Source organism: Pseudomonas sp. TREG-RG-20F-10-E-6-01 (assembly GCF_022662455.1).
Classification (GTDB): domain Bacteria; phylum Pseudomonadota; class Gammaproteobacteria; order Pseudomonadales; family Pseudomonadaceae; genus Aquipseudomonas.
The window spans coordinates 784,309-805,532 of record NZ_JAKNQP010000002.1; the positions used below are offsets into that span (position 1 = coordinate 784,309).

Sequence of the window (21,224 nt, forward strand, 5' to 3'; positions counted from 1 at the left end):
TCACTGCCCCTGGAATCCGCCCATGTCGACACTCACCGCCTCAGCCACGGACGGCATTGACCCGATCCGTGCCGCCCACATCAGCGCGCGCATTGACCGCTTGCCCGCCGTCGCCACGCTCTGGCGCCTGGTGGCGTTGCTGTCGATCGGCGGTTTTTTCGAGCTGTATGACTTGTTCCAGACCGCCTATATCAGCCCCGGCCTGATCAGCGACGGGATTTTCCACACCGGCAGCGAGGGCGTGTTCGGGTTCTCCGACCAGGCCGCTTTCGCCTCGGCAACCTTCCTCGGCCTGTTCCTCGGCGCCAGCCTGCTCAGCCCCATTGCCGACCGCTTCGGGCGGCGGGCGATCTTCACCTTCGCGTTGATCTGGTACACCGTCGCGACGGTGTTGATGGGCATCCAGACCTCCGCCCTGGGCATCATCTGCATGCGCTTTCTGGTGGGCATTGGCCTGGGCATCGAACTGGTGACCATCGACGCCTACCTTTCGGAACTGGTGCCCAAGCGCATGCGCAGCTCGGCCTTTGCCTTTGCGTTTTTCATCCAGTTTTTGTCAGTGCCGGCGGTGGCGTTGATGTCATGGTGGCTGGTGCCCCAGGCGCCGTTCGGGGTGTCCGGCTGGCGCTGGGTGGTGCTCAGCAGTGCAGTGTTTGCGCTGTTTATCTGGCAACTGCGCAAGCGTCTGCCGGAGTCACCGCGCTGGCTGGCGCAGAAAGGCCGTTTTGACCAAGCCGGGCAGATCATGGACAGCCTGGAAGCACGCTGCCAGAAAGACCACGGTAAAGCGCTGGATGAACCCGAACCCGAAGCCGTCAGCGTGCAGGGCAACGGCCGCTTTGCCGATATCTGGCAACCGCCTTACCGCCGCCGCGCGTTGATGCTGATCGTGTTTCACGTGTTCCAGGCCATCGGCTTTTTCGGCTTCGGCAATTGGTTGCCGGCGTTGCTCTCGGGCCAGGGCGTGAGCGTGACCCACAGCTTGCTGTACGCCTTTATCATCACCCTCGCCTACCCGCTGGGCCCGTTGCTGTTTGTGAAGGTGGCCAACCGCTTCGAAAACAAATGGCAGATCGTCGGCTCGGCCATGGGCGCGATGATCTTCGGCAGCCTGTTCGCCCTGCAAACCACGGCGGTGGGGCTGGTGATCTGCGGGGTGATGATCACCTTTTGCAACGCCTGGCTGAGCTTCAGTTATCACTCGTACCAAAGCGAACTGTTCCCCACCAATATCCGCGCGCGGGCGGTGGGCTTCTGCTATTCGTTCAGCCGTTTGTCCACGGTGTTCAGCAGCTTGTTGATCGGTTTTATCCTCGAACACCTGGGCACGCCGGGCGTGCTGGCGTTTATCGCCAGCAGCATGTTGATCGTGATGATCACCATCAGCTGGTTCGGGCCGCGCACGCGTAACCTGGCGCTGGAAAATATTGCGCACTGACGGCAAGCCTTGGCCGCCGACGGGACAAAGATTGCCGCGGCGGCGGTGTCATCCCCAATAAAAACGGGCACATCGCCCTCGGCATGCTATTTGCTCCGCCTGAAAGACCGAACACATCCTCAGGTGACCGATCATGCTGGTTAACAACAACGCCCAAGCGGTGTCGACCGTCCAACAGCTCAAGCGACCCGACATGGACCCCGCCAATGCCGCCGCCGGCACGCTGTACAGCGGCGCCCTGCAAGCGGCGCAGCAAAGCGTGACCGCACCGGCCGCGCAGAAGGACCTGGACAAGGCCAACGACCGTATCGACGAAGCCTTTGCCAAGACCCGTGTGCAGTTGCAAGCCAGCACGGCGGCAACGACCGCCACGACGGCATCCACCACGACGGCAACAAGCACCGATGTGCCTGCCGCCGGCTCGACCACCAGCAGCGCGCGCGCCGACTTCACCGACTACATGAACAAATCCCCGGCCGAACGCATTCGCGAACAGCTGCTCAAGGAGCAGGGTTTGACCGAAGAGCAGGTGCAAGCCATGCCGCAGGAAAAACAGGACGCGATTGCCAAACAAGTGGCTGATCGTGTGAAGCAGCAGCAAGAACAGCAAGTAGCGGCGAAAGCCACGGACCCGGCGCAGTCGGTGAAAGAGACCCTGGCTGCGATTTAACCGACACGGCCAATCAAACTGTGGGAGCTGGTTTGCATGCGATAGCCTCACCTGGGTGTACTTGATACACCGGGGTATCTGCATCGCAGGCAAGCCAGCGCCCACAGGGATCGCGCTTACTGCAGCTGCAGGGTCGAGTTGAACTGACTGATCGCATCCACCACATGCCGTGACCCTTCCTGAATTTCCAGGATCACCTGCCCCGCTTCATTCGCCAGCTCCACCCCAAGCCCGGTGCGGCTCAGGCTCGACTGCATGCTCGAAACCGCGCTCAGCGACAGGTCGTGGTTCTTGCGCACCACCTCCACAATCTCCACCGTCGCCTGGCTGGTACGCGCCGCAAGGCTGCGCACTTCATCAGCCACCACCGCAAACCCGCGCCCATGCTCGCCGGCCCGCGCAGCTTCAATGGCCGCGTTGAGCGCGAGCATATTGGTCTGCTCGGCGATGCTGCGAATGGTCTGCACGATGGAGCCGATGATGTCCGACTGCTTGCTCACCGCATCGATGCTCTGGGCCGCCTGGTTCAGGTCGTGGGAAATCTCTTCGATGATCTGCACGGTTTGCTGCACCACCTCCGAGCCCTTGCGTGCGCAGGCATCGTTTTGTACTGAGGTGGCATGGGCCGAGTCGGCGGCGGTACGCAGGGTGGTGACCTGATCGGTGATGTCACTGGCGAACTTCACCACTTTGTACAGGCGCCCATTGGTATCGAAGATCGGGTTGTAGGAGGCCTCCAGAAACAGGGTTTTGCCGTACTTGTTTTTGCGTTCAAAGCGGTGGGAATGGTATTCGCCGCGGTTGAGCGAGGCCCAAAAGGCCTTGTACGCCGGGGCTTCCACTTCGCCGCGATGGCAAAACATGCTGTGGTGCTGGCCAATGATTTCTTCGCGGGAATACTGCACGGTGCGCAAAAAGTTGTCGTTGGCGTTGATGATCTGGCCTTGTGGGGTGAACTCGATCACGGCCATGGACCGGCTGATCGCGTCGATCAGGCTCTGGTTCTCGTGTTCATGGTGAACCCGCGCAGAAATGTCCGACGCCACTTTGATCACGCTCAGCACCTGATTGCTGCTGTCCAGCACTGGCATGTAGCTGGCTTCGAGCCACACTTGCTCACCGCGCTTGTTCAAGCGCATGAACGTGCCGCTGAGCGCTTCACCCCGCGCCAGGTCGCGCCACAGCTTGGCGTAGGTCTCGGTGTGGGTGTACGCCTCTTCGCAAAAGATGCGGTGATGTTTGCCGCGAATCTCCTCCACGCTGTAGCCCATGGTTTTGCAGAAGTTGAGATTGGCGTCGAGGATCACGCCGTTGCGGTCGAACTCGATCATCGCCATGGAACGGCTGATGGCAGCCAGCTTGGTGTTGGCTTCGGTGAGGGCACAGGAAAAACGTTCGATTTCTTGCAGGTCGGATTTGTGATGGCGGTTGAACATGGTCAGATCACCCTAGATTCCCGGCGCCTGAGACGGCGCATTCCATTCTTCAGTTGGCTATTGCTGGCACACCGTCATGGGGAAAAAACCATCCGAATCGCTTTACATGCCAAGCGTCATCAACGGTTGTGGGTGAGCATAGACAGGGCATGGCGCTATGCAAGGCCACTAGTCAGCCAGCATTTTTAACAATGCACCGACCGCCGCCGAGGGTGGAAGGGTCGGTGAACCGACCAAGGCAAACTCACGGTACAACGGCACCGTCAGCGGCATCACGCGCAGGCCAGTGCGCTGTGCCGGCAAAGCCATTTCCGGCACCAGCGTGACACCGACGCCCTCGCGCACCAGGCTGTAGGCGCTGCTCCATTCACGTACTTCCACGCGGATATCGCGCAGGCGCAGGCCGGCGTCGGCCGCCAGGCTGCGGGCATTCGCGGTACAGCCGCCGGTGGCCAGTACGAAGGGTTGTTCGAGCAAGGCTTCGAGCGCCACGCTGGCATCCTCCGCGCGCTGCGCCAGTGCATGATGGGATGGCAGCACTGCCATCCACAGGTCGCGACCCAATACCGTGGCGTTGCGCTCGGGCTTGGGGTTGAGCACCACGCCCAAATCGATCAGGCCCGCGTCGAGCAAGGTGTGCACTTCGCTGTCGGTCACTTCCAGGGTGGTGACCTCGATACCCGGGTTCAACTGACGGAAACGCTGCAGCAACGGCGCGAGAAAAGTCGCCAGCACCTTCGGAAAACTGGCGATGCGAATGTTCCCACGCAGCAGCGGGCGCGCTTCATCCACCGTGGTGCGAATGGCCTGCAGCGCGCCCATCATCACCCGCGCCTGCGCGATCACATTGAGCCCAAGCGCTGTGGGCAACGTCTTGCGCGGTTCACGGGTAAACAGTTGCGCGCCCAGCGTCGCCTCCATGGACGCCATGGCCTGGCTGGCGGCGGACTGCGTCATGCCCACCTGTTCGGCAGCCGCCGTGATGCTGCCGTGGTCGGCGACGGCCACCAGCAGGCGCCAGTGCATCAGGTTCATCATGGCAGTAGCTGTCCTTATGGATGGGGTTTGCAGGTTTAATTTTACGCACGGTGCCACGCCCGCGAGACTGGCGCAAACCCAACGGAGTCGCCCTTGATGAAACTGTATTTTTTCCCCAACGCCTGTTCGCTCGCCCCGCATATCGTGCTGCGCGAATTGGCGCTGCCGTTCGAGCTGGTGCAGGTGAACAACCAGGCTAAAACCTTCGGCGACGGCGAAGACTTCCTGCAGATCAACCCCAAGGGCTACGTGGCGGCGCTGCAACTGGACAACGGCGATGTGCTGACCGAAGCCAGTGCCATCCTGCAATACCTGGCCGACCTCAAACCCGCCGCCCTGCTCGCCCCGGCCAATGGCAGTTGGCAACGCGTACGGTTGCAGGAATGGCTGAACTTTATCGCCAGCGAGATTCATGGCGGGTTGGCGATTTTCTTCAACCCGGCCATTCAAGGCGAAGTGCGGGCGATGTTTGTGGCCACGCTGTTCAAGCGCTTTGCAATTCTGGTGCAGACACTGGAGCGTCAGGACTACCTGCTGGGCGAGCAGTATTCGGTGGCGGACGCATATTTGTTTGTGGTGCTGCGTTGGGCGAGTGTCCACGCTATTGATTTGCAACAGTGGCCGACGTTGGCGGCGTTTCAACACAGAGTGGGTGAGCGCCAGGCTGTGATCGAGGCCTTGGCTGCCGAAAATCCATGACCTGAAATGCAATCAACCCTGTGGGAGCGGGCTTGCTCGCGAATGCGGTGGGTCAGTCAGCGCATGCATCAGCTGATACACCGCCTTCGCGAGCAAGCCCGCTCCCACAGTTGATCTGCTTCGTTTCAAAGAAAGGGTTTCAAGCTGCCATCGGTGATGAACGCACTCAACGCCAGCACATCCACCGAGCCCGACCGGTCCTGATCCAAATGCGCCACTTCGCTGCGCACCGCGTCATGGACCCGCCGCGTACCCTGCCCCAATCGCGATACACCACGCAGGTCCACCGGCGGGTCTTGTCGACCACCGCCAGCGCCTGCCCGGCGTAGTCTTCCACCCGATCGGCCACCGGCGTGTCCACCGCGGCACCGAGCCCGGTGAAGTGGCCGTTGATGCCGCCGCCAGAAATCAGGTGAGTGCGCGGCTCGATCACCGCCTCGCCACGGCCCTGAAGCGCCAGGCTGGCCTGGATGGCAGTGAGGATTTCCTCGTTGGACAGGTTGAGCGCGTCGATGTCCAGGCCGTTGAGAAAGTCGATGTAGATCGGTTGCATGGTCTGCTCACTGATGGGAGGTTTTAGAGCTTGTTGTGCCGAGCGGGATTCCTGTGGCAAGTGGGCTTGTTGTGGCAAGTGGGCTTCCTGTGGCGAGCGGGCTTGCCCCGCGTTGGGCTGCGAAGCGGCCCCATTCCAGACCTGCGCGCGTCCCCTGACACACTGCGGTGAATGGTTTTGGGGCTGCTGCGCAGCCCAACGCGGGGCAAGCCCGCTCGCCACAACAGCCCCGCTCGCCACGGGAAGCCCGGTCGCTCACAGGAGGCTTGCTGGCCGCAGGATTCAGGGGCCCTTGAACACGATCTGCTGCACATCGACCTTCTTCGGGATCAGGCCATTGGCAAAAAACAGGTCGGCAGTGCGTTGCTGGTTGGCGATGTCGACGGCTTCCAGCGGACGAATCGGCGCGGGTGAGCGGTGTTCGAAGTAGCTTTTAACCACCGCCGGTGGCAGGCCCAGGGTCTTGGCCATCAGCGCAATGCTTTGCTCGGGTTGGTCCAGGGACAGGCGCTGGGCCTTGGCCAGGGTGTTGATAATCGTGCCGACCGCTTGCGGGTGCTGCTTGGCAAACGGGCTGCTGACCACAAAGAAACTGCCCGCCGGGTTGAGGCCTTGGCCATCGCCCAGCACGCGGGCGGAACCGTCGACCACGGCCGCGGAGTAGTACGGGTCCCACACTACCCAGGCGTCGACCTTGCCTTGTTCAAACGCGGCACGGCCATCGGACGGCGACAGGTACACCACGTCGACATCCTTCCACTGCAAACCGGCGCGCAGCAGGCTCTTGAGGAACAGGTTGTGTGCGCTGGAACCCTTGAGCAGCGCCACGCGCTTGCCCTTGAGCTCGGCCACGCTCTGAATCGTGCTGGCCTTGGGCACCAACACCGCTTCGGTCTTGCCCTCGTTCGGCTCGACCGCGAAGTACTGCAAATCAATGCCGGCGGCCTGGGCGAAGATCGGCGGGATGTCGCCGATGTTGCCGATGTCCAGGCTGCCGCCGTTCAGCGCCTCGATCAGCGGCGGGCCGCCAAGGAATTCGATCCATTGCACCTGGGTGCCGGGCAGCGCGTCTTCAAACAACTTGTGCTCGCGGGCCAGCACCATGCTCACCGAGCTTTTCTGGTAGCCGATGCGCAACGTGGAAGGTTCGGCGGCGAGCACATGGCTGGCCACCAGCGAAAGAACCACAACAGCGAGGGCTTTGAGCATCAGAGGGCTCCCTTGACCTTGGCCGCGACATCCGCCGGCACCCATTGCTGCCAGACGTTCGGCTGCTCTTTGAGGAACGCCAGCGCGACCTGGCGTGGCTGTTCACGTTTCTCGCTCATCTGCGCAAGGATGCCGTTGAGCAGGTCGATCGGCAGGTCGACTTTTTCAAAGAACGTGACCAGTTGCGGGTACTGCGCCTTGAACGGCGCCGACACGCCAATCGCCAGGTGCGCCGGCATCGAACGGGTGCCGATGGGGTGCGGGTTATTGGCGTCGGCCAGGGTTTTCCAGGCCTCGGCGTTGAACGGCGGTTCTTCCAGTTTGATCAGCTTGAAGCGGCCGAGCAGCGGGGTTGGCGACCAGTAGTAGAACAACACCGGTTTGCCGCGGCGGATCGACGACGCCACTTCGGCATCCAGCGCCGCGCCGGAGCCGGTGCGGAAGTTGACGAAGGTGTCAGTCAGGCCATACGCCTTGAGCTTCTGGCTGTTGACGATTTCCGAGGTCCAGCCGGTGGGGCTGTTGAGAAAGCGGCCTTTGCTTGGGTCTTCGGGGTCGCGGAACACGTTCTTGTAACGCGCAAGATCGGCGACCGACTTGAGGTCCGGCGCCAGCGGTTTGATGCCGCGCTCGGCGTCGCCCTTGATCACGTATTCCGGCACCCACCAGCCTTCGGTGGCGCCTTTGACCGTGTCGCCCAGGCCGAACACTTTGCCTTCGCCTTCGGCCTTGACCCACGCCGGACTGCGCCCGGCCCACTCTTCGCCGATCACTTGAATGTCGTCCTTGGCCAGCGCGGCCTCCAGGCTCACGGTGCTGCCGGGCAAGGTGTCGGTGGGCAGGCCGTAGCCTTTCTCGACGATCAGGCGCAGCACTTCGGTGATCAGGCTGCCGCTTTCCCAGGTGATGTCGCCGAAGTGGATCGGTTTGACGGCGTCGGCGGCGTGGGCCAGGACGGTCAGTGCCAGCAGCGAACCACCGAGCAGGTTTTTTAGTGTTTTCATGAGTAGCCTCTTGGAGATTCGATTCACAACGCATTCAAAGTGGGCAGGGTCACTGGGTGAAACCTTCAGGCCGCATTGACGGTTACCCACAACCCGGTGCGGCGGGTGATGTGGATCGGCAAGCTGCGCGCCAGGGTGTCGAGGATTTGCTGCGGGTTGTCCAGCCGATAAAGGCCGCTGACGCGCAAGCCGGCGACTGACGGGTCCAGGCGCAACACGCCACGGTGATAGGGCCGCAACGCGTCGATGACTTCCGCCAACGGGCGGTCGCGCACTTGCAGCAAGCCATCGATCCACGCCGTGGCGCCGGCCGAACTGACCCGCACCGGGCCGAAGCCGGCACGGTCGAAATGCACTTCAAGGCCGGCAGCGAGTGGCAGGCAACGGTTGAGCGCGCGGGCCATGTAGTCGCTGACCGAGCGTTGGGAAATCCCCAGTTCGGCGGCGATCTCGGGATACGTCAGGCCATTGAGTTGCGACAGCAGGAACGTCGCCTTGACCTTGGCCGGCAAGCCGTCGAGCAACTGGTCGATGGCCTGCAAGGCTTCGAGCATGTGCGCCAGGTCTTCGGGAGACGGTGCGGTGCAGGCTTCGTCGTTGTCCAGGGCATCGAGATACGCGCGCTCCAGATCGCGCCGGCGCCACAGCTGGTACATCAGGCGCTGGGCGATGGTGGTGAGCAAGGCGCGGGGCTGGCGTATCGGCACCACGCCTGGCGAATTCAGCAGTTGGACGAAGGTGTCGGCGGCGATGTCTTCGGCGTGGGCACGCGAATCGAGATGGCGGTGCAAACGGCTGCACAGCCAGTCGTAATGACTGCGGAACAATCCGCCCACGTAATCGCTGTGAGAAGTGTCGGCGCCGGACATAGTGGCTCCATCTGAGTAGGTTGCGCGTTATGTCCGGTGTTCCGGTGGAGCGATCCTAGCAAGGCTGCTTATTCTTTAATAATATTTAAAAAGTATTTTTATATAACCTTATTGAAGCTTCGAATAACCCGCGTTGACCGCCTGTTGCTGGTAATCCAACAGCACGCGGTAGTCGTCTTCGCGGGCGGGCAGCACTTGCTGGATACCCAGCGTGTCGACCACCTGCGGTAAATCCTGCAACGCCAGGTTCATCGCCTCGCGGATCTGCGCCACGTGCTCATCGCTCAGTCCAAGCGGCCCAATGTAAGGCAAGGTCGGGCTCGGCGCGCTGCGGGTGACGATGCGCAGCCCCGCCACTTCCTGCGGGGCAAAACGCGCCAGGTAGTCGTAGGTGACGCTGTCGATGGCGGCGAGGTCGGCAAGGTTTTCGCGCAGCCAGCGCAGGCTTTCACGGTGGGCGCCGCTGATGCCGACGCTGGCAAAGAAACGGCCGCCGCGCTGCAACGGCGCGAGACGTTCGCGCAGCAGGTTCATGCCGCTGTTGGAGTCATGGCCGTTGATCACGCCACGGCTGTGGTAGAAGTCCGCCAGCGCGGTTCGCGGGTTGTCGTCGCGGGTCAGCAGCAGGCTGCAGTGTTCGCCCTGGCTGCTGTGAGCCAACTCGTAGCGTGGGCGACCGATCACGCGCACCTGGCCGCGCAGTTGGGTCATCAGCGGATAGCCGCAGGTTTGCGTGACGAGCAGTTCGGGCGCCAGCCACAGGCCGTGCAGGTCGAGGTGGTCGGCGTTGCGGCGGCTCAGGTTCAGACGCTCGACTATCCGCGCCAACCACTGCTGGTTGGCGCGCTGCACCGCTTCGGGGGCGACGTACATCAGCAATTCGGCGTAGTGATCACGCATGGGCGTCTCTCAGGCAAAAGGGTGCCGGGGGCTGTCGATGGCCTTGAGGCCGTGGCGGCTGATCAATTGGCCGTAGCCCTGCACCACAAACCCGCCGCTGCGCGCCACCCATTGTTCGCGGCGGGCGTGGTAGACGGTGGGCAGCAGGTACCAGGGCAGTTTCGGCAAGTCATGGTGCACCAGGTGCAGGTTGTTGTTGAGGAACAGCCAGGTCCAGGGCCAGGCCGCTTCGTTGAGGACGGTGCGCTGTTCCGGCTGCCGGTGCGGACGGTGCTCATAGTAGGAACGGATCGACGCCAGGGACAAGGCCGGCACGCTGACCAGCAGCAGGTAATGCCACACCGGCAGTGCGCTGCAGTGGGCGATGAAGCTCAGCATCAATAAAGTCACCACGCCGTGGGCCAGCCACATCGGCCACACGTGGGGCAAGCGTTGAAGCTCATGACGCGCCAGTCGGCCAATCGCCAACGGCGCCGCGAGCAGGAACCGGCCGAGCACGGTTTTGGTCAGCCAATGCACGCGGCGTTTGAGCAACGAGCTGTTGTCCCATTGCAATTGGTTGAGGTAGCGGCTTTCCGGGTCGATGCCCGGCAGCGTCAGGTCTTCATCGTTGTGGTGCAACAAATGGCTTTCGCGGTACAGCGTGTAGGGATACCACACGGCAAATGGCGCATAGCCGAGCAGTTTGTTTACAAGAAGCGAGCGGGTGGGATGGCCGTGGAGCAATTCGTGTTGCACCGACAGCCACAGCGTCACCAACGGGATCAGCAGCAGGGTGCTCAGCCACAGGCCCAGCCATTGACTGGCGAGCATCACGGCGAACCAGCCTGTGTACACGCCGATCAGCAACAGCCAGGTCGGCCATTCGGTTCGGGCGGTAAAACGGTGCACCAGGGCTTCGATTTCCCGGCGCTGGGTCAGATCAAGGTAGTTGGCCATCGGCAGCTCAGAGCAGGTGTTTCCTGCTCTGTGCATTGAGGCTCGAAAATCTTGCAGACCGTTTGGTTCTAAGCTTGTAACTCAGTGACCGAACAGGCCTGTGTCGGACTTCTTGGCTTTTTTGTCGGCGCGTTTTTCATCGGCGGTTTTTGCCGGTTTCTTCTTCGCGGCTTTCTTTGAATCCATACCTTTGGCCATGATGCATGCTCAACTGAAGGGGATGTAACAGTGGGTATACCACCTATTGCCGGGCAGAAGGCGCTTATAATCCCCGGCCCTTGATATTGCTCGCTTGAAGACCATGCCCGAACTGCACCTCGAACCGCTGGCAGCGCCCCTGTGGCCGCTGCTCAACAAGTTTTACCGTAGCCATGATTCGTCGATGAAAGCCATCAAAGGTGGGCGTTTATGGGTGGCGCGTGACGGCGAAATCGTGGCCGGGTTGTGCCTGAGCCCGGTGGTGGGTGGGCAGTGGCTGACCGGGGTGTTTGTGGACCCCGCGTATCGCGGCAACGGGTTGGCGGCGCGGCTGATTCTGCAGGCTGTGGCCGAGGTGGAAGGCACAGTCTGGCTGCTGTGCCATCCGGATCTGGAAGGTGTGTACCAGCGCATGGGCTTCACTCAGGACACGGTGCTGCCACAATCGCTCAGCGAGCGGCTGGTGCGCTACAAACGCAATAAACCCATGATCGCCATGGGGCTTATAACCAAGGGTGAGGTGCACCTCGGATAATGTGTGATCGCCCGGCAGAGGCCCATGCTAGCCTCGACGGCACAGTGGCCCCTTACAGGATGATCATGAAAACGACGCTTGCAGCTTTGTCCCTCACCGCCCTGCTCGTTCCAACGCTCAGCCAGGCAGCCGATTCACCGATTACCGCCGCGCAGTACGCCAGCGTGCTCGCCGGCAGCTGGCGCGACCCGGCCAACAGCGCGCGCGATGTTTACCGCCATCCGCAGCAAACGTTGGAATTCTTCGGCCTGGGCGCCCAGCAGACGGTGATCGAAATCACGCCGGGCGGCGGCTGGTACAGCGAAGTGCTGGCGCCGTTGCTCAAGGACCATGGGCATTACGTCGCCGCCGTGCAGGCTGCGAGCAGCAGTGCTTACGCCGCGACGTCCGAACAGAACCTGAAAAACAAATTCGCCGCCGACCCTGCGCGTTATGCCAGGGCCGAGGTTGTCGAGTTCGATCCCAAGGCGCCGGTGTTCGGCAAGCCTGCGTCGGCCGATGCCGTACTGACCTTTCGCAATGTGCATAACTGGGTTGACGCGGGCACCGCGCCGGCCACCTTCAGCGCGTTCTACACGGTGCTCAAGCCCGGTGGGGTGCTGGGCGTGGAAGATCATCGGGCCAAGGATGGGGCGGATCTGGAAGCGATCAAGGACAGTGGTTACCTGACCACCGCGCAGGTGGTGAAGCTGGCAACGGACGCCGGGTTCAAGCTGGCGGGGCAAAGCGAGGTGAATGCCAACCCGAAGGACACCAAGGATTACCCCGGTGGGGTATGGACCTTGCCGCCGGCATTGAAGTTGGGTGAACAGGACAAGGCCAAGTATGTGGCGATTGGCGAGTCGGATCGGATGACGTTGCGGTTTGTGAAACCGGCTAAATAACCCGCTTTGAAATGCAATGCAAAGGTAGGAGCGGGCTTGCTCGCGAATGTGGAGTATCAGTCACAGGATATGTCACTGATACACCGCCTTCGCGAGCAAGCCCGCTCCCACATTTGGATCTCATTGGGCCTGAAAGCTATTCGTCAGCCTTCGGATCCATGTCCGGAAACATCACTTCAATGAACCCGAACTTGCTGAAGTCGGTAATCCGCGAGGGATACAACCGGCCGATCAGGTGATCGCATTCATGCTGCACCACGCGCGCATGGAAACCCTCGGCGATGCGTGTGATCGGCTCGCCTTTAGGGTCGAAACCCTCGTAGCGAATCTGCTGGTAACGGTCTACCGCACCACGCAGGCCGGGCACGGACAGGCAACCTTCATAGCCCTCTTCCACCACCGGGCTGAGCGGGGTGATCAACGGGTTGATCAGGATGGTCTGCGGCACCGGTGGCGCATCCGGGTAACGCTCGCTGGCCTCGAAACCAAAGATCACCAGTTGCAGATCGACGCCGATCTGCGGTGCGGCCAGGCCAACGCCGCCGACGTGTTCCATGGTCTGGAACATGTCGTCAATCAACTGCCAAAGCTCGGGGCTGTCGAACATTTCCGGCGGAACCGGCGGTGCAATACGCAGCAGGCGCTCATCGCCCATTTTCAGGATTTCACGGATCATCGATCAGGCTCAATGGGTGTGGGCTTGGAGTGGTCCCGGCCTAGGCCTGAGACGTGCTGTTTTTCATCCGTGTCAGAAACGTGCTCGGCGGGTTCATCGAACTCTTTTTCTCCCGGGTCCTTGCCTTCAGCCGACATGTGTTCGATCACGGCATTCATCTCCGCACCCAGCAGCAGCACCGCGGCGGAAATATAGAAGTACAGGAGCAGGACGATGATCGCACCGATACTGCCATACATGGCGTTGTAGTCGGCGAAGGTTTTAACGTAGTAGCCAAAGCCCAGGGAAGCAACGATCCACACCACCACGGCGAGCACCGAGCCTGGCGTGATGAAGCGGAATTTCTGCTCCACATCGGGCATCACGTAATACATGAGGGCCACGGCGAACATCAGCAAAATCACGATCAGCGGCCAGCGCAGGATGGTCCATAAGGTCACCACGAATTCCTGCATGCCGATCTGCCCGGCGAGCCACTCCATCACCTGCGGGCCAAGCACCATCAACGCCGCGGCGGCGAGCAGCATGCCGGCGATGCCGACGGTGTAGAACACCGAGAGCGGGAAGCGCTTCCAGATCGGACGGCCTTCGACCACATCGTAGGCGGCGTTCATCGCGCTCATCATCAGCCGTACACCGGCGGAGGCGGTCCACAGGGCGATCACGATACCCACGGAGAGCAAGCCACCTTTGGACTGCTGCAACTGGTCGATCACCGGGTTGACCTGCTCCAGCGCCTGGGGCGGCAGCACCAGTTCCGATTGCATGCGCAGCCAGGTGAAGAAGTCCGGCAGGTGCAGGAAACCGATCAGGGCGATGAGGAACAGCAGGAAAGGAAACAACGAGAACAGCATCTGGTAGGCCAGTGCCGAGGCATAGGTGGGCATTTCGTCATCGACGAATTCCTTGACGGTGCGCACCAGCACCTTATGCAGGGGTAAACCTTGTAATACCGGAAAAATCATAGCGTCTCCTTTCGCCGCAAAAGGGTGAGGTCGTGGGCGACTCAGGGGCCGTTTTCTACATCAAAAGTAGCCTACTTGGCGACTTTGAAACAATTACCAGATTTTAGTTGCAGCATCTGACATAAAAACGGCCATCCGTGGATGGCCGTCGGGCTGCACGCATACAGCCAGCGATTCAGACTTACTTGGTGGCTTTTTTTACCGCATCTTTGGTGTCGCCCACCGCTTTCTGCACTTCGCCTTTCTTTTCTTGAACCACGCCTTCGGCGCGCAGCTTGTCGTTGCCAGTCACTTTGCCAACACCTTGCTTGACGTTGCCGACGGCTTCGTTAGCCAAACCTTTTGCCTTATCCGATGTGCTGCTCATGGTATTTCTCCTGGAACAATCGAGGTTTTTGGTCATTACGTAGAGATTGACCCGAGGCTGTTCGGCAGAGTTTCAATTATTTTTCGACCGGCATTTCATCGCCGCCTGCAGGTTTGGCTTTATGTTTTGCAGCCAACCCACGAGAATGCCCCGCACATTCAGGCTATAACGCTGAATAACAGATCCCGTAGGAAGGTTATGAAACTCAATAAAGCACAGGCTATCGCCCGCAGAAACCAGGAACTGGGCGGTGCCGTACTCGGCCTCAACAACTGCCACTTCACCGACCTGGACCGCAAACGCAACATCTGGTGGTTCGACCTGCCGGTGGGCCGTATTGCCGTGGGCCAGTACGAGTGGATTCACCTGTTGATGCACAACGCCGAGTCCGACCAGTTGCTGCACCTGAAGGTGCCGACAGCATTTTTGCGTGAAAAACTTGAAGGCCTGGTGGTGCGCAATGCAGGCAAGCGCAGCCCGGAGATCACTCTGGAGCTGAGCGCGGACAAGGATTCGTTCCTTACCGATGTGCGCCCGGCAGGTGCGGGTGTGAGCTTCGCGCAGTTTGCGGTGTAAAGACGCAGATCAACAATGTGGGAGCGGGCTTGCTCGCGAATGCGGTGTGTCAGTCGCCGGATGTGTTACTGATCCACCGCTTTCGCGAGCAAGCCCGCTCCCACATTTGGATTGCATTCCAATCCAGGCCAATAAAAAACCCCGCAATTGCGGGGTTTTTATTGGGTTACTTTTTCAAGCCAAGCTTCTTCAGCTCTTCATCACGCAACTCACGTCGCAGGATCTTGCCCACGTTGGTGGTCGGCAACGCATCACGGAACTCAACGGCCTTGGGCACCTTGTAGCCGGTGACGTTGGCGCGCATGTGCTCCATCACCTGGTCTTTGGTCAGGGTGGCACCCGGCTTGACCACGATGAAGATCTTGATGTGCTCACCGGATTTTTCATCCGGCACGCCGATGGCCGCGCACTGCAGCACGCCCGGCAAGGTTGCCAGCACGTCTTCCAGCTCGTTGGGATAGACGTTGAAGCCAGAGACCAGAATCATGTCTTTCTTGCGGTCGACGATGCGCATGTAGCCGTCAGGCTGGATGATCGCGATGTCACCGGTCTTCAACCAGCCTTCGCTGTCGAGGATTTCGGCGGTAGCGTCTTCGCGCTGCCAGTAGCCCTTCATCACTTGCGGGCCTTTGACGCACAGTTCGCCGATTTCACCGAGGGCCAGCTCGACGCCGTCGTCGGTGATGACTTTGCACACAGTCGATGGCACTGGAATGCCGATGGTGCCGATCTGGATGTTCTGGATCGGATTGACCGTCGCCACCGGGCTGGTTTCGGTCATGCCGTAGCCTTCGCAGATGTTGCAACCGGTCACGTCTTTCCAACGCTCGGCCGCAGCCAGTTGCAGGGCCATGCCGCCGGACAGGGTGACTTTCAGCGCAGAGAAGTCCAGCTTGCGGAAACCTTCGTTATTGCACAGCGCCACGAACAACGTGTTGAGGCCGACAAAGCCGCTGAACTTCCACTTCGACAGTTCCTTGACCATCGCCGGCAAGTCGCGCGGGTTGCTGATCAGGATGTTGTGGTTGCCGATCAGCATCATCGCCATGCAATGAAAGGTGAAGGCATAGATGTGGTACAGCGGCAGCGGCGTGATCAGGATTTCGCAACCTTCGTTGAGGTTGGAGCCCATCAGCGCCTTGCACTGCAGCATGTTGGCGACCAGGTTGCGGTGGGTGAGCATCGCGCCCTTGGCCACGCCGGTGGTGCCGCCGGTGTATTGCAGCACGGCAACATCGCTGCTGGCCGGGCTGGCATCATTGACCGCCTGGCCGTGCCCCTTGGCCAGCACGTCGTTGAACTTGATCGCCTTGGGCAAGTGATAGGCCGGGACCATTTTCTTCACGTACTTGATGACGCTGTTGATCAGCAGGCGCTTGAACGGCGACAACAGGTCGGCGACTTCGGTGACGATCACGTGTTTGACGGCGGTCTTGGGCACGACTTTTTCAGCCAGGTGCGCCATGTTCGCCAGGCAGACCAGGGCCTTGGCCCCGGAATCATTGAATTGGTGTTCCATTTCCCGCGCGGTATACAGCGGGTTGGTGTTGACCACGATCAGGCCGGCACGGATGGCGCCGAACACCGCAACCGGGTATTGCAGGACGTTGGGCAGTTGCACGGCGATGCGATCGCCAGGCTTCAAGTCGGTATGTTGTTGCAGGTAAGCGGCGAAAGCACCGGACAATTCGTACAGTTCACCGTAGGTGATTGTTTTGCCCAGGTTGGTGAAAGCCGGCTTGTCGGCGAAGCGCTGGCAGGACTGTTTCAGTACCGCCTGAATATTTGGATACTCGTCTGGATTGATGTCTGCAGCAATCCCGGCGGGGTACTTATCCTTCCAAAAGTCTTCGTTCATGGAAGCCCACTCCTCAGCGACGCGAATTCATCATCGCATTTGATGCGATTATTATTGGTGTATGTTTTTTTAAAGGTGAGTCTGGCGCTTTCAAGCAGGCCGAGAAGTCACAAAGCGCGCCGAGAGTAGCAGCTTTGCCAAGGGCCGCCTAGAGCCAAAAGGGGCCCCTACGGTCATAAACATGACTGTCCTACAATATTTGGTCACACTTTAAGCAGCGATGAAATATCCCAGCAAAAGGCTCTGGAATAGGGTTTTCAGGGCAGTAAATAACAATGTGGGAGGAGGCTTGCCGCCGATGGCGGTGTTTCAGCCAACACATCTGCTGACTGATACACCGCCATCGGGGGCAAGCCCCCTCCCACATTTTGAGTGGATTTCAATCAGGGTCAGGCGATGTCGCGAAGCTCCCTGCGCAAAATCTTGCCCACCGGCGTCATCGGCAGCGAGTCGCGCAACACAATATGCTTGGGCACTTTGTACCCGGTGAAATTGGTCTTGCAGTACGCCTTCAGTTCTTCAAGGCTCACGCCTTGGGTACGCGCCACGACAAACAGCTTCACCGCCTCCCCGGTGCGGTCATCCGGCACGCCGATGACCGCGCAGTTGGCCACCGCCGGGTGGGCCATCACCACGTCTTCGATCTCGTTGGGATAAACGTTGAAGCCCGAAACGATGATCAGGTCTTTCTTGCGATCAACAATGCTGACGAAGCCATCGTTGTCGATCACCGCAATGTCACCCGTCTTGAACCAACCGTCGGCGTCCAGCGCCTCGGCGGTAGCGGCCGGCTGCTGCCAGTAACCCTTCATCACCTGTGGGCCCTTGATGCACAGCTCGCCGCGCTCACCCAATGGCAGCTCGTGCCCGTCATCGTCGATCACCTTCATCGCTGTACCCGGCACTGGAATCCCCACCGTGCCCAGGCGCGATTGGCTGCCGTACGGGTTGGTGCTGGCCACGGGTGAGGTTTCTGTCAGGCCGTAGCCTTCGCCGATGGAACACCCGGTCACCGCCTTCCAGCGCTCGGCCGTGGCCTTGATCAGGGCGGTGCCGCCGGAGTTGGTGATCTTGAGGTGGGAGAAATCCAGGGTCTTGAAGTCGGGGTGGTCCAGCAGTGCCACAAACAGGGTGTTGAGCCCCAGCAGGCAGGAGAACCGCCACTTTTTCAGCTCTTTGATGAACCCGCCGATGTCGCGCGGGTTGGTGATCAGCACGTTGTGGTTGCCGGTCACCATCATGCACATGCAGTTCGCCGTGAAGGCATAGATGTGGTACAGCGGCAGTGGCGCGATCATCACCTCCTGCCCTTCCTTTACCAACGGCTGGCCATCGTCGGTGACCTGGGACATGCACGCCCGGACCTGCTGCATATTCGCAACCAGGTTGCCGTGAGTGAGCATCGCACCCTTGGCCAGGCCAGTGGTGCCGCCGGTGTATTGCAGCACGGCGATGTCATCCAGCGTGACCGGATGCCGGATCAACCCCTGCCCCGCGCCCATGCGCAACGCGCGTTTAAACGACACCGCCCGTGGCAGGTGGTAGGCCGGGACCATTTTCTTGACTTTGTCGACCACGGTGTTGATCAACCAGCCCTTGGCAGCCGGCATGAAGTCGCCCATTTTGGCTTCGATCAGGTAGTCGATCTCGGTGTCGGCGCACACCTCCTGCACCCTCGCACCAAACAGGTTGAGGTACACCAGCGCACGCACGCCGGCATCCTTGAACTGGTGACGCATCTCGCGCGGGGTGTACAACGGGTTGGTGTTGACCACGATCAGCCCGGCGCGCAGTGCGCCGAACACGGCAATCGGGTAATGCAGCACGTTGGGCAGCTGCACCGCGATACGCTCGCCCGGCTTGAGGTCGGTGTGTTGCTGCAGGTAACCGGCGAACGCTGCACTCTGGCGCTCAAGCTCGGCGTAGGTCAGGGTGATGCCCATGTTGCTGAACGCCGGACGGTCGGCAAAGGCCTTGCAGGAACGTTCGAAGACTTCGATCACCGACTTGTACGTGGTGAGATCGATGTCGCTGGGAACGCCCGCGGCGCGTTTGTCATTCCAGAAATCAGGTTGCATTATTCTTGTCCTCTTACCTGAGTGTGTCCGACCGCTGCAGCGATAAAAAACGTGCTGCTATAAAAAGCGGAGCTTTGGGGACGTTAGCAGCTATGGCCAAACAGGCAAATACAGGAAAGAGCGTCATTAATTGCGTGAATCTTCCTACAAGGGCCTGCACTGATCAGACGCAAGCCCGAGGATGAGCTATACACTGCAACGACCCTGAGCAAAGGAAGCGCCATGAACCACAGCACCTTCTGGCTGACCGCGAATGACCGCAGCCGCCTGTACGTCAATCAATGGCTGCCGGAAGGCGAAACCCGGGCAATTATCATGCTGTCCCACGGCATGGCCGAGCACAGTGGTCGATATTCACGCCTGGCCCAAGCCCTGTGCGGTGCCGGTTACGGCTTGTATGCGCTGGACCAGCGCGGTCATGGCCGCACCGCCGATGAAGGCACGCTGGGGCTGTACGCCGAAAAGGACGGCTGGAACAAAGTGGTGGGCGACCTGGCCAGCCTCAACCAGCACATCGGCCAGCAGCAGCCGGGGCTGCCCATTATTCTGCTGGGCCACAGCATGGGCAGCTACATCGCCCAGGCCTACCTGCTGCACCACAGCGCCAGCCTGAATGGCGCGATTCTCAGCGGTTCGAATTTCCAGCCGATTGCGCTGTACCGCGCGGCGGCGGTGATTGCTCGTATCGAGCGGGCACGCCAGGGTTTGCGCGGGCGCAGTGCGCTGATCGAGTTCCTGTCGTTCGGCTCGTTCAATAAAGCCTTCAAGCCCAACCGAACGGCGTTTGATTGGCTCAGTCGCGACCCGGTCGAGGTCGACCAGTACATCACCGACCCGCTTTGCGGCTTTCGTTGCACCAACCAGTTGTGGATCGACCTGCTGGGCGGCTTGCAGCAAATCAGCAAAGCGTCCAATCTCGCGCAGATCGATCCGGGCCTGCCGATCCTGGTGATGGGCGGCGAATGTGATCCGGTGAGTGAAGGCAAGCGTCTCAAAAGCCTGGCCCATGCGTTGCGTGAGGCCGGCTGTCAGCACCTGCAATTGAATATCTACCCGCAGGCGCGTCATGAAGTGTTCAACGAAACCAACCGTGATGAAGTCACAGCGGATGTACTGGCGTGGTTGCAACAGGCTCTGACCTTGCGCAGGCCGACCCGCTGCGAATAATTTTTCGTTTAAAATCAAACGCTTAAAATCATACTATTTAATTACCGATTAGCCACAGGATGCACCCCGAGATGACTCAGGTTACCAACACCCCGTACGAAGCCCTCGAAGTCGGTCAGACCGCCAGCTACAGCAAGACCGTCGAAGAGCGTGATATCCAGTTGTTTGCCGCGATGTCCGGCGACCACAACCCGGTGCACCTGGATGCCGAGTACGCCAAGGCGACCATGTTCAAGGAGCGTATCGCCCACGGCATGTTCAGCGGCGCCCTGATCAGCGCGGCCGTTGCCTGCGAGCTGCCTGGGCCGGGCACTATCTATATCGGCCAGCAGATGAGCTTCCAGAAGCCAGTGAAAATCGGCGACACCTTGACCGTGCGTCTGGAAATCCTCGAGAAGCTGCCCAAGTTTCGCGTGCGCATCGCCACTCGCGTGTTCAACCAGCGTGATGAGCTGGTAGTGGACGGTGAGGCGGAAATCCTCGCACCCCGCAAGCAGCAGGTGGTGACATTGACCGAACTGCCGCCGATCAGCATCGGCTGATACCCGGGTATAAAAATCGCCCATAAAAAAGCCCCGCATCAGCGGGGCTTTTTCTAATCAGGCGCTACTCAAGACTGAGCGCGAGCCTGGTTACGCAGGGCTTTCACCTGATCGTGGTTACGTTGGGCGCCGTGGAACTGACGCTCAACCAGGTCACGAATACCCAGCAGGTTGTGCTTGTTGATCTTCTCGATCGCTTCTTTGTAAGCCTTCAGTGCGTGGTCTTCACCGCGCTCAGCTTCGTTCAGCACGGCTTCTTCATCTTTGCCGGTAACCATCGATTTCACGTCGACCCAACCACGGTGCAGTGCGCCGGCAACCGAACCGGAATTTTCCGGATCGCCACCCAGGGCTTTCACAGCGGTTTGCAGCTCAGCGGCAGCGCTGGCGCAATCGGCGGCACGTTTCTGGAAGAGCGCTTTGAGCTCTGGATGCTTGATGTCTTCAGCACAAGTTGCGAAGCCTTTCTGGCCGTCTTTGCTGGTCTCGATCAGGTCGTTAAGTACAGAGATCGATTCTTTGTTGATGTCAGTCATTTTTCAATTCCTTGTGCGGGTTAAGAAACGTGTATTAATGATTGCAGCGCCCGTGCCAAGTTTTAAAAAACAACTTTTCCCTTATTT

The 21,224-nt window shown here is 60.2% G+C and carries 22 protein-coding genes; 8 read left to right on the top strand and 14 right to left on the bottom strand.

All coding sequences use genetic code 11. The features are described from left to right. Positions 1-22 precede the first annotated feature (22 nt). A complete protein-coding gene (locus tag L8K08_RS10105; RefSeq protein WP_119741516.1) occupies positions 23-1,438 on the top strand; it encodes an MFS transporter in 1,416 nt (471 codons plus the stop codon). 133 nt (positions 1,439-1,571) lie between these two features. After that, the gene (locus tag L8K08_RS10110; RefSeq protein ID WP_242196296.1) at positions 1,572-2,108 is read left to right on the top strand and encodes a hypothetical protein; all 537 of its coding nucleotides are present in this window, start codon (positions 1,572-1,574) and stop codon (positions 2,106-2,108) included. A 116-nt stretch (positions 2,109-2,224) separates the two neighbouring features. Here L8K08_RS10110 and L8K08_RS10115 read toward each other — a convergent pair whose 3' ends face one another. After that, entirely contained in the window at positions 2,225-3,544 is a 1,320-nt protein-coding gene (locus L8K08_RS10115) for a PAS domain-containing methyl-accepting chemotaxis protein (protein WP_242196298.1), read from the bottom strand. 168 nt (positions 3,545-3,712) lie between these two features. Then, positions 3,713-4,582, bottom strand: coding sequence for a LysR family transcriptional regulator (locus L8K08_RS10120; protein ID WP_242196301.1), 870 nt, complete (start codon positions 4,580-4,582; stop codon positions 3,713-3,715). A gap of 96 nt (positions 4,583-4,678) precedes the next feature. Between L8K08_RS10120 and gstA the strand changes: the two genes are divergently transcribed. After that, positions 4,679-5,281 (top strand): glutathione transferase GstA, encoded by a 603-nt coding sequence (gene gstA / locus L8K08_RS10125; RefSeq protein ID WP_242196303.1) that lies wholly within the window; start codon positions 4,679-4,681, stop codon positions 5,279-5,281. A 166-nt stretch (positions 5,282-5,447) separates the two neighbouring features. Here the strand turns inward: gstA and L8K08_RS10130 are convergent, their stop codons facing one another. The 6 genes from L8K08_RS10130 to L8K08_RS10155 form a co-directional block, all read right to left on the bottom strand. Further along, positions 5,448-5,834, bottom strand: a complete 387-nt coding sequence (locus L8K08_RS10130; RefSeq protein ID WP_242196306.1) for a hypothetical protein — start codon at positions 5,832-5,834, stop codon at positions 5,448-5,450. A gap of 282 nt (positions 5,835-6,116) precedes the next feature. After that, a complete protein-coding gene (locus tag L8K08_RS10135) occupies positions 6,117-7,043 on the bottom strand; it encodes an aliphatic sulfonate ABC transporter substrate-binding protein (RefSeq protein ID WP_242196309.1) in 927 nt (308 codons plus the stop codon). Continuing rightward, positions 7,043-8,047: an ABC transporter substrate-binding protein gene (locus L8K08_RS10140; protein ID WP_242196312.1), complete on the bottom strand. Its 1,005-nt coding sequence runs from the start codon at positions 8,045-8,047 to the stop codon at positions 7,043-7,045. The genes L8K08_RS10135 and L8K08_RS10140 overlap by 1 nt, the downstream gene beginning before the upstream one ends. A 65-nt stretch (positions 8,048-8,112) precedes the next feature. Continuing rightward, positions 8,113-8,916 (bottom strand): sigma-70 family RNA polymerase sigma factor, encoded by an 804-nt coding sequence (locus tag L8K08_RS10145; RefSeq protein WP_242196315.1) that lies wholly within the window; start codon positions 8,914-8,916, stop codon positions 8,113-8,115. Between the two features lie 108 nt (positions 8,917-9,024). Further along, complete coding sequence (locus L8K08_RS10150; protein ID WP_242196318.1) at positions 9,025-9,816, bottom strand: PhnD/SsuA/transferrin family substrate-binding protein; 792 nt, start codon at positions 9,814-9,816, stop codon at positions 9,025-9,027. A gap of 9 nt (positions 9,817-9,825) precedes the next feature. Continuing rightward, a complete protein-coding gene (locus L8K08_RS10155) occupies positions 9,826-10,755 on the bottom strand; it encodes a fatty acid desaturase (protein WP_242196321.1) in 930 nt (309 codons plus the stop codon). A gap of 301 nt (positions 10,756-11,056) precedes the next feature. On the opposite strand from L8K08_RS10155, the gene L8K08_RS10160 reads away from it, so the two are divergent. Beyond that, entirely contained in the window at positions 11,057-11,488 is a 432-nt protein-coding gene (locus tag L8K08_RS10160) for a GNAT family N-acetyltransferase (protein ID WP_145159499.1), read from the top strand. A 65-nt stretch (positions 11,489-11,553) separates the two neighbouring features. Next, positions 11,554-12,372, top strand: coding sequence for a methyltransferase (locus L8K08_RS10165; protein WP_242196324.1), 819 nt, complete (start codon positions 11,554-11,556; stop codon positions 12,370-12,372). A gap of 136 nt (positions 12,373-12,508) precedes the next feature. Here the strand turns inward: L8K08_RS10165 and def are convergent, their stop codons facing one another. The 3 genes from def to L8K08_RS10180 all read right to left on the bottom strand — a co-directional run bounded on the left by def (position 12,509) and on the right by L8K08_RS10180 (position 14,380). Further along, complete coding sequence (gene def, locus L8K08_RS10170; RefSeq protein ID WP_145159503.1) at positions 12,509-13,048, bottom strand: peptide deformylase; 540 nt, start codon at positions 13,046-13,048, stop codon at positions 12,509-12,511. Further along, positions 13,045-14,013 (bottom strand): YihY/virulence factor BrkB family protein, encoded by a 969-nt coding sequence (locus L8K08_RS10175; RefSeq protein WP_242196327.1) that lies wholly within the window; start codon positions 14,011-14,013, stop codon positions 13,045-13,047. Before L8K08_RS10175 ends, def begins: the two co-directional genes overlap by 4 nt. A gap of 181 nt (positions 14,014-14,194) precedes the next feature. After that, the gene (locus L8K08_RS10180; RefSeq protein WP_076015848.1) at positions 14,195-14,380 is read right to left on the bottom strand and encodes a CsbD family protein; all 186 of its coding nucleotides are present in this window, start codon (positions 14,378-14,380) and stop codon (positions 14,195-14,197) included. Positions 14,381-14,578: 198 nt separating this feature from the next. Between L8K08_RS10180 and L8K08_RS10185 the strand changes: the two genes are divergently transcribed. Continuing rightward, complete coding sequence (locus tag L8K08_RS10185) at positions 14,579-14,956, top strand: hypothetical protein (protein WP_106578452.1); 378 nt, start codon at positions 14,579-14,581, stop codon at positions 14,954-14,956. A 166-nt stretch (positions 14,957-15,122) separates the two neighbouring features. Here the strand turns inward: L8K08_RS10185 and fadD1 are convergent, their stop codons facing one another. Continuing rightward, positions 15,123-16,814, bottom strand: a complete 1,692-nt coding sequence (gene fadD1, locus L8K08_RS10190; protein WP_242196330.1) for a long-chain-fatty-acid--CoA ligase FadD1 — start codon at positions 16,812-16,814, stop codon at positions 15,123-15,125. Positions 16,815-17,203: 389 nt separating this feature from the next. Beyond that, positions 17,204-18,892, bottom strand: coding sequence for a long-chain-fatty-acid--CoA ligase FadD2 (fadD2, locus tag L8K08_RS10195; RefSeq protein ID WP_242196333.1), 1,689 nt, complete (start codon positions 18,890-18,892; stop codon positions 17,204-17,206). A 222-nt stretch (positions 18,893-19,114) separates the two neighbouring features. On the opposite strand from fadD2, the gene L8K08_RS10200 reads away from it, so the two are divergent. Then, positions 19,115-20,059 carry an alpha/beta hydrolase gene (locus tag L8K08_RS10200; RefSeq protein WP_145159511.1) on the top strand — a complete coding sequence of 315 codons (945 nt, stop codon included), beginning with the start codon at positions 19,115-19,117 and terminating at the stop codon, positions 20,057-20,059. A 71-nt stretch (positions 20,060-20,130) separates the two neighbouring features. Then, positions 20,131-20,601: a MaoC family dehydratase gene (locus L8K08_RS10205; protein WP_003175719.1), complete on the top strand. Its 471-nt coding sequence runs from the start codon at positions 20,131-20,133 to the stop codon at positions 20,599-20,601. 68 nt (positions 20,602-20,669) lie between these two features. Here the strand turns inward: L8K08_RS10205 and L8K08_RS10210 are convergent, their stop codons facing one another. Further along, complete coding sequence (locus L8K08_RS10210) at positions 20,670-21,137, bottom strand: PA2169 family four-helix-bundle protein (RefSeq protein WP_145159513.1); 468 nt, start codon at positions 21,135-21,137, stop codon at positions 20,670-20,672. Positions 21,138-21,224: the final 87 nt, after the last annotated feature.

Coding starts and splice junctions, on each gene's coding strand:
- L8K08_RS10105 (WP_119741516.1), top strand. CDS start 23: ATGTCGACACTCACCGCCTCAGCCACGGACGGCATTGACCCGATCCGT.
- L8K08_RS10110 (WP_242196296.1), top strand. CDS start 1,572: ATGCTGGTTAACAACAACGCCCAAGCGGTGTCGACCGTCCAACAGCTC.
- L8K08_RS10115 (WP_242196298.1), bottom strand. CDS start 3,544: ATGTTCAACCGCCATCACAAATCCGACCTGCAAGAAATCGAACGTTTT.
- L8K08_RS10120 (WP_242196301.1), bottom strand. CDS start 4,582: ATGATGAACCTGATGCACTGGCGCCTGCTGGTGGCCGTCGCCGACCAC.
- gstA (WP_242196303.1), top strand. CDS start 4,679: ATGAAACTGTATTTTTTCCCCAACGCCTGTTCGCTCGCCCCGCATATC.
- L8K08_RS10130 (WP_242196306.1), bottom strand. CDS start 5,834: ATGCAACCGATCTACATCGACTTTCTCAACGGCCTGGACATCGACGCG.
- L8K08_RS10135 (WP_242196309.1), bottom strand. CDS start 7,043: ATGCTCAAAGCCCTCGCTGTTGTGGTTCTTTCGCTGGTGGCCAGCCAT.
- L8K08_RS10140 (WP_242196312.1), bottom strand. CDS start 8,047: ATGAAAACACTAAAAAACCTGCTCGGTGGTTCGCTGCTGGCACTGACC.
- L8K08_RS10145 (WP_242196315.1), bottom strand. CDS start 8,916: ATGTCCGGCGCCGACACTTCTCACAGCGATTACGTGGGCGGATTGTTC.
- L8K08_RS10150 (WP_242196318.1), bottom strand. CDS start 9,816: ATGCGTGATCACTACGCCGAATTGCTGATGTACGTCGCCCCCGAAGCG.
- L8K08_RS10155 (WP_242196321.1), bottom strand. CDS start 10,755: ATGGCCAACTACCTTGATCTGACCCAGCGCCGGGAAATCGAAGCCCTG.
- L8K08_RS10160 (WP_145159499.1), top strand. CDS start 11,057: ATGCCCGAACTGCACCTCGAACCGCTGGCAGCGCCCCTGTGGCCGCTG.
- L8K08_RS10165 (WP_242196324.1), top strand. CDS start 11,554: ATGAAAACGACGCTTGCAGCTTTGTCCCTCACCGCCCTGCTCGTTCCA.
- def (WP_145159503.1), bottom strand. CDS start 13,048: ATGATCCGTGAAATCCTGAAAATGGGCGATGAGCGCCTGCTGCGTATT.
- L8K08_RS10175 (WP_242196327.1), bottom strand. CDS start 14,013: ATGATTTTTCCGGTATTACAAGGTTTACCCCTGCATAAGGTGCTGGTG.
- L8K08_RS10180 (WP_076015848.1), bottom strand. CDS start 14,380: ATGAGCAGCACATCGGATAAGGCAAAAGGTTTGGCTAACGAAGCCGTC.
- L8K08_RS10185 (WP_106578452.1), top strand. CDS start 14,579: ATGAAACTCAATAAAGCACAGGCTATCGCCCGCAGAAACCAGGAACTG.
- fadD1 (WP_242196330.1), bottom strand. CDS start 16,814: ATGAACGAAGACTTTTGGAAGGATAAGTACCCCGCCGGGATTGCTGCA.
- fadD2 (WP_242196333.1), bottom strand. CDS start 18,892: ATGCAACCTGATTTCTGGAATGACAAACGCGCCGCGGGCGTTCCCAGC.
- L8K08_RS10200 (WP_145159511.1), top strand. CDS start 19,115: ATGAACCACAGCACCTTCTGGCTGACCGCGAATGACCGCAGCCGCCTG.
- L8K08_RS10205 (WP_003175719.1), top strand. CDS start 20,131: ATGACTCAGGTTACCAACACCCCGTACGAAGCCCTCGAAGTCGGTCAG.
- L8K08_RS10210 (WP_145159513.1), bottom strand. CDS start 21,137: ATGACTGACATCAACAAAGAATCGATCTCTGTACTTAACGACCTGATC.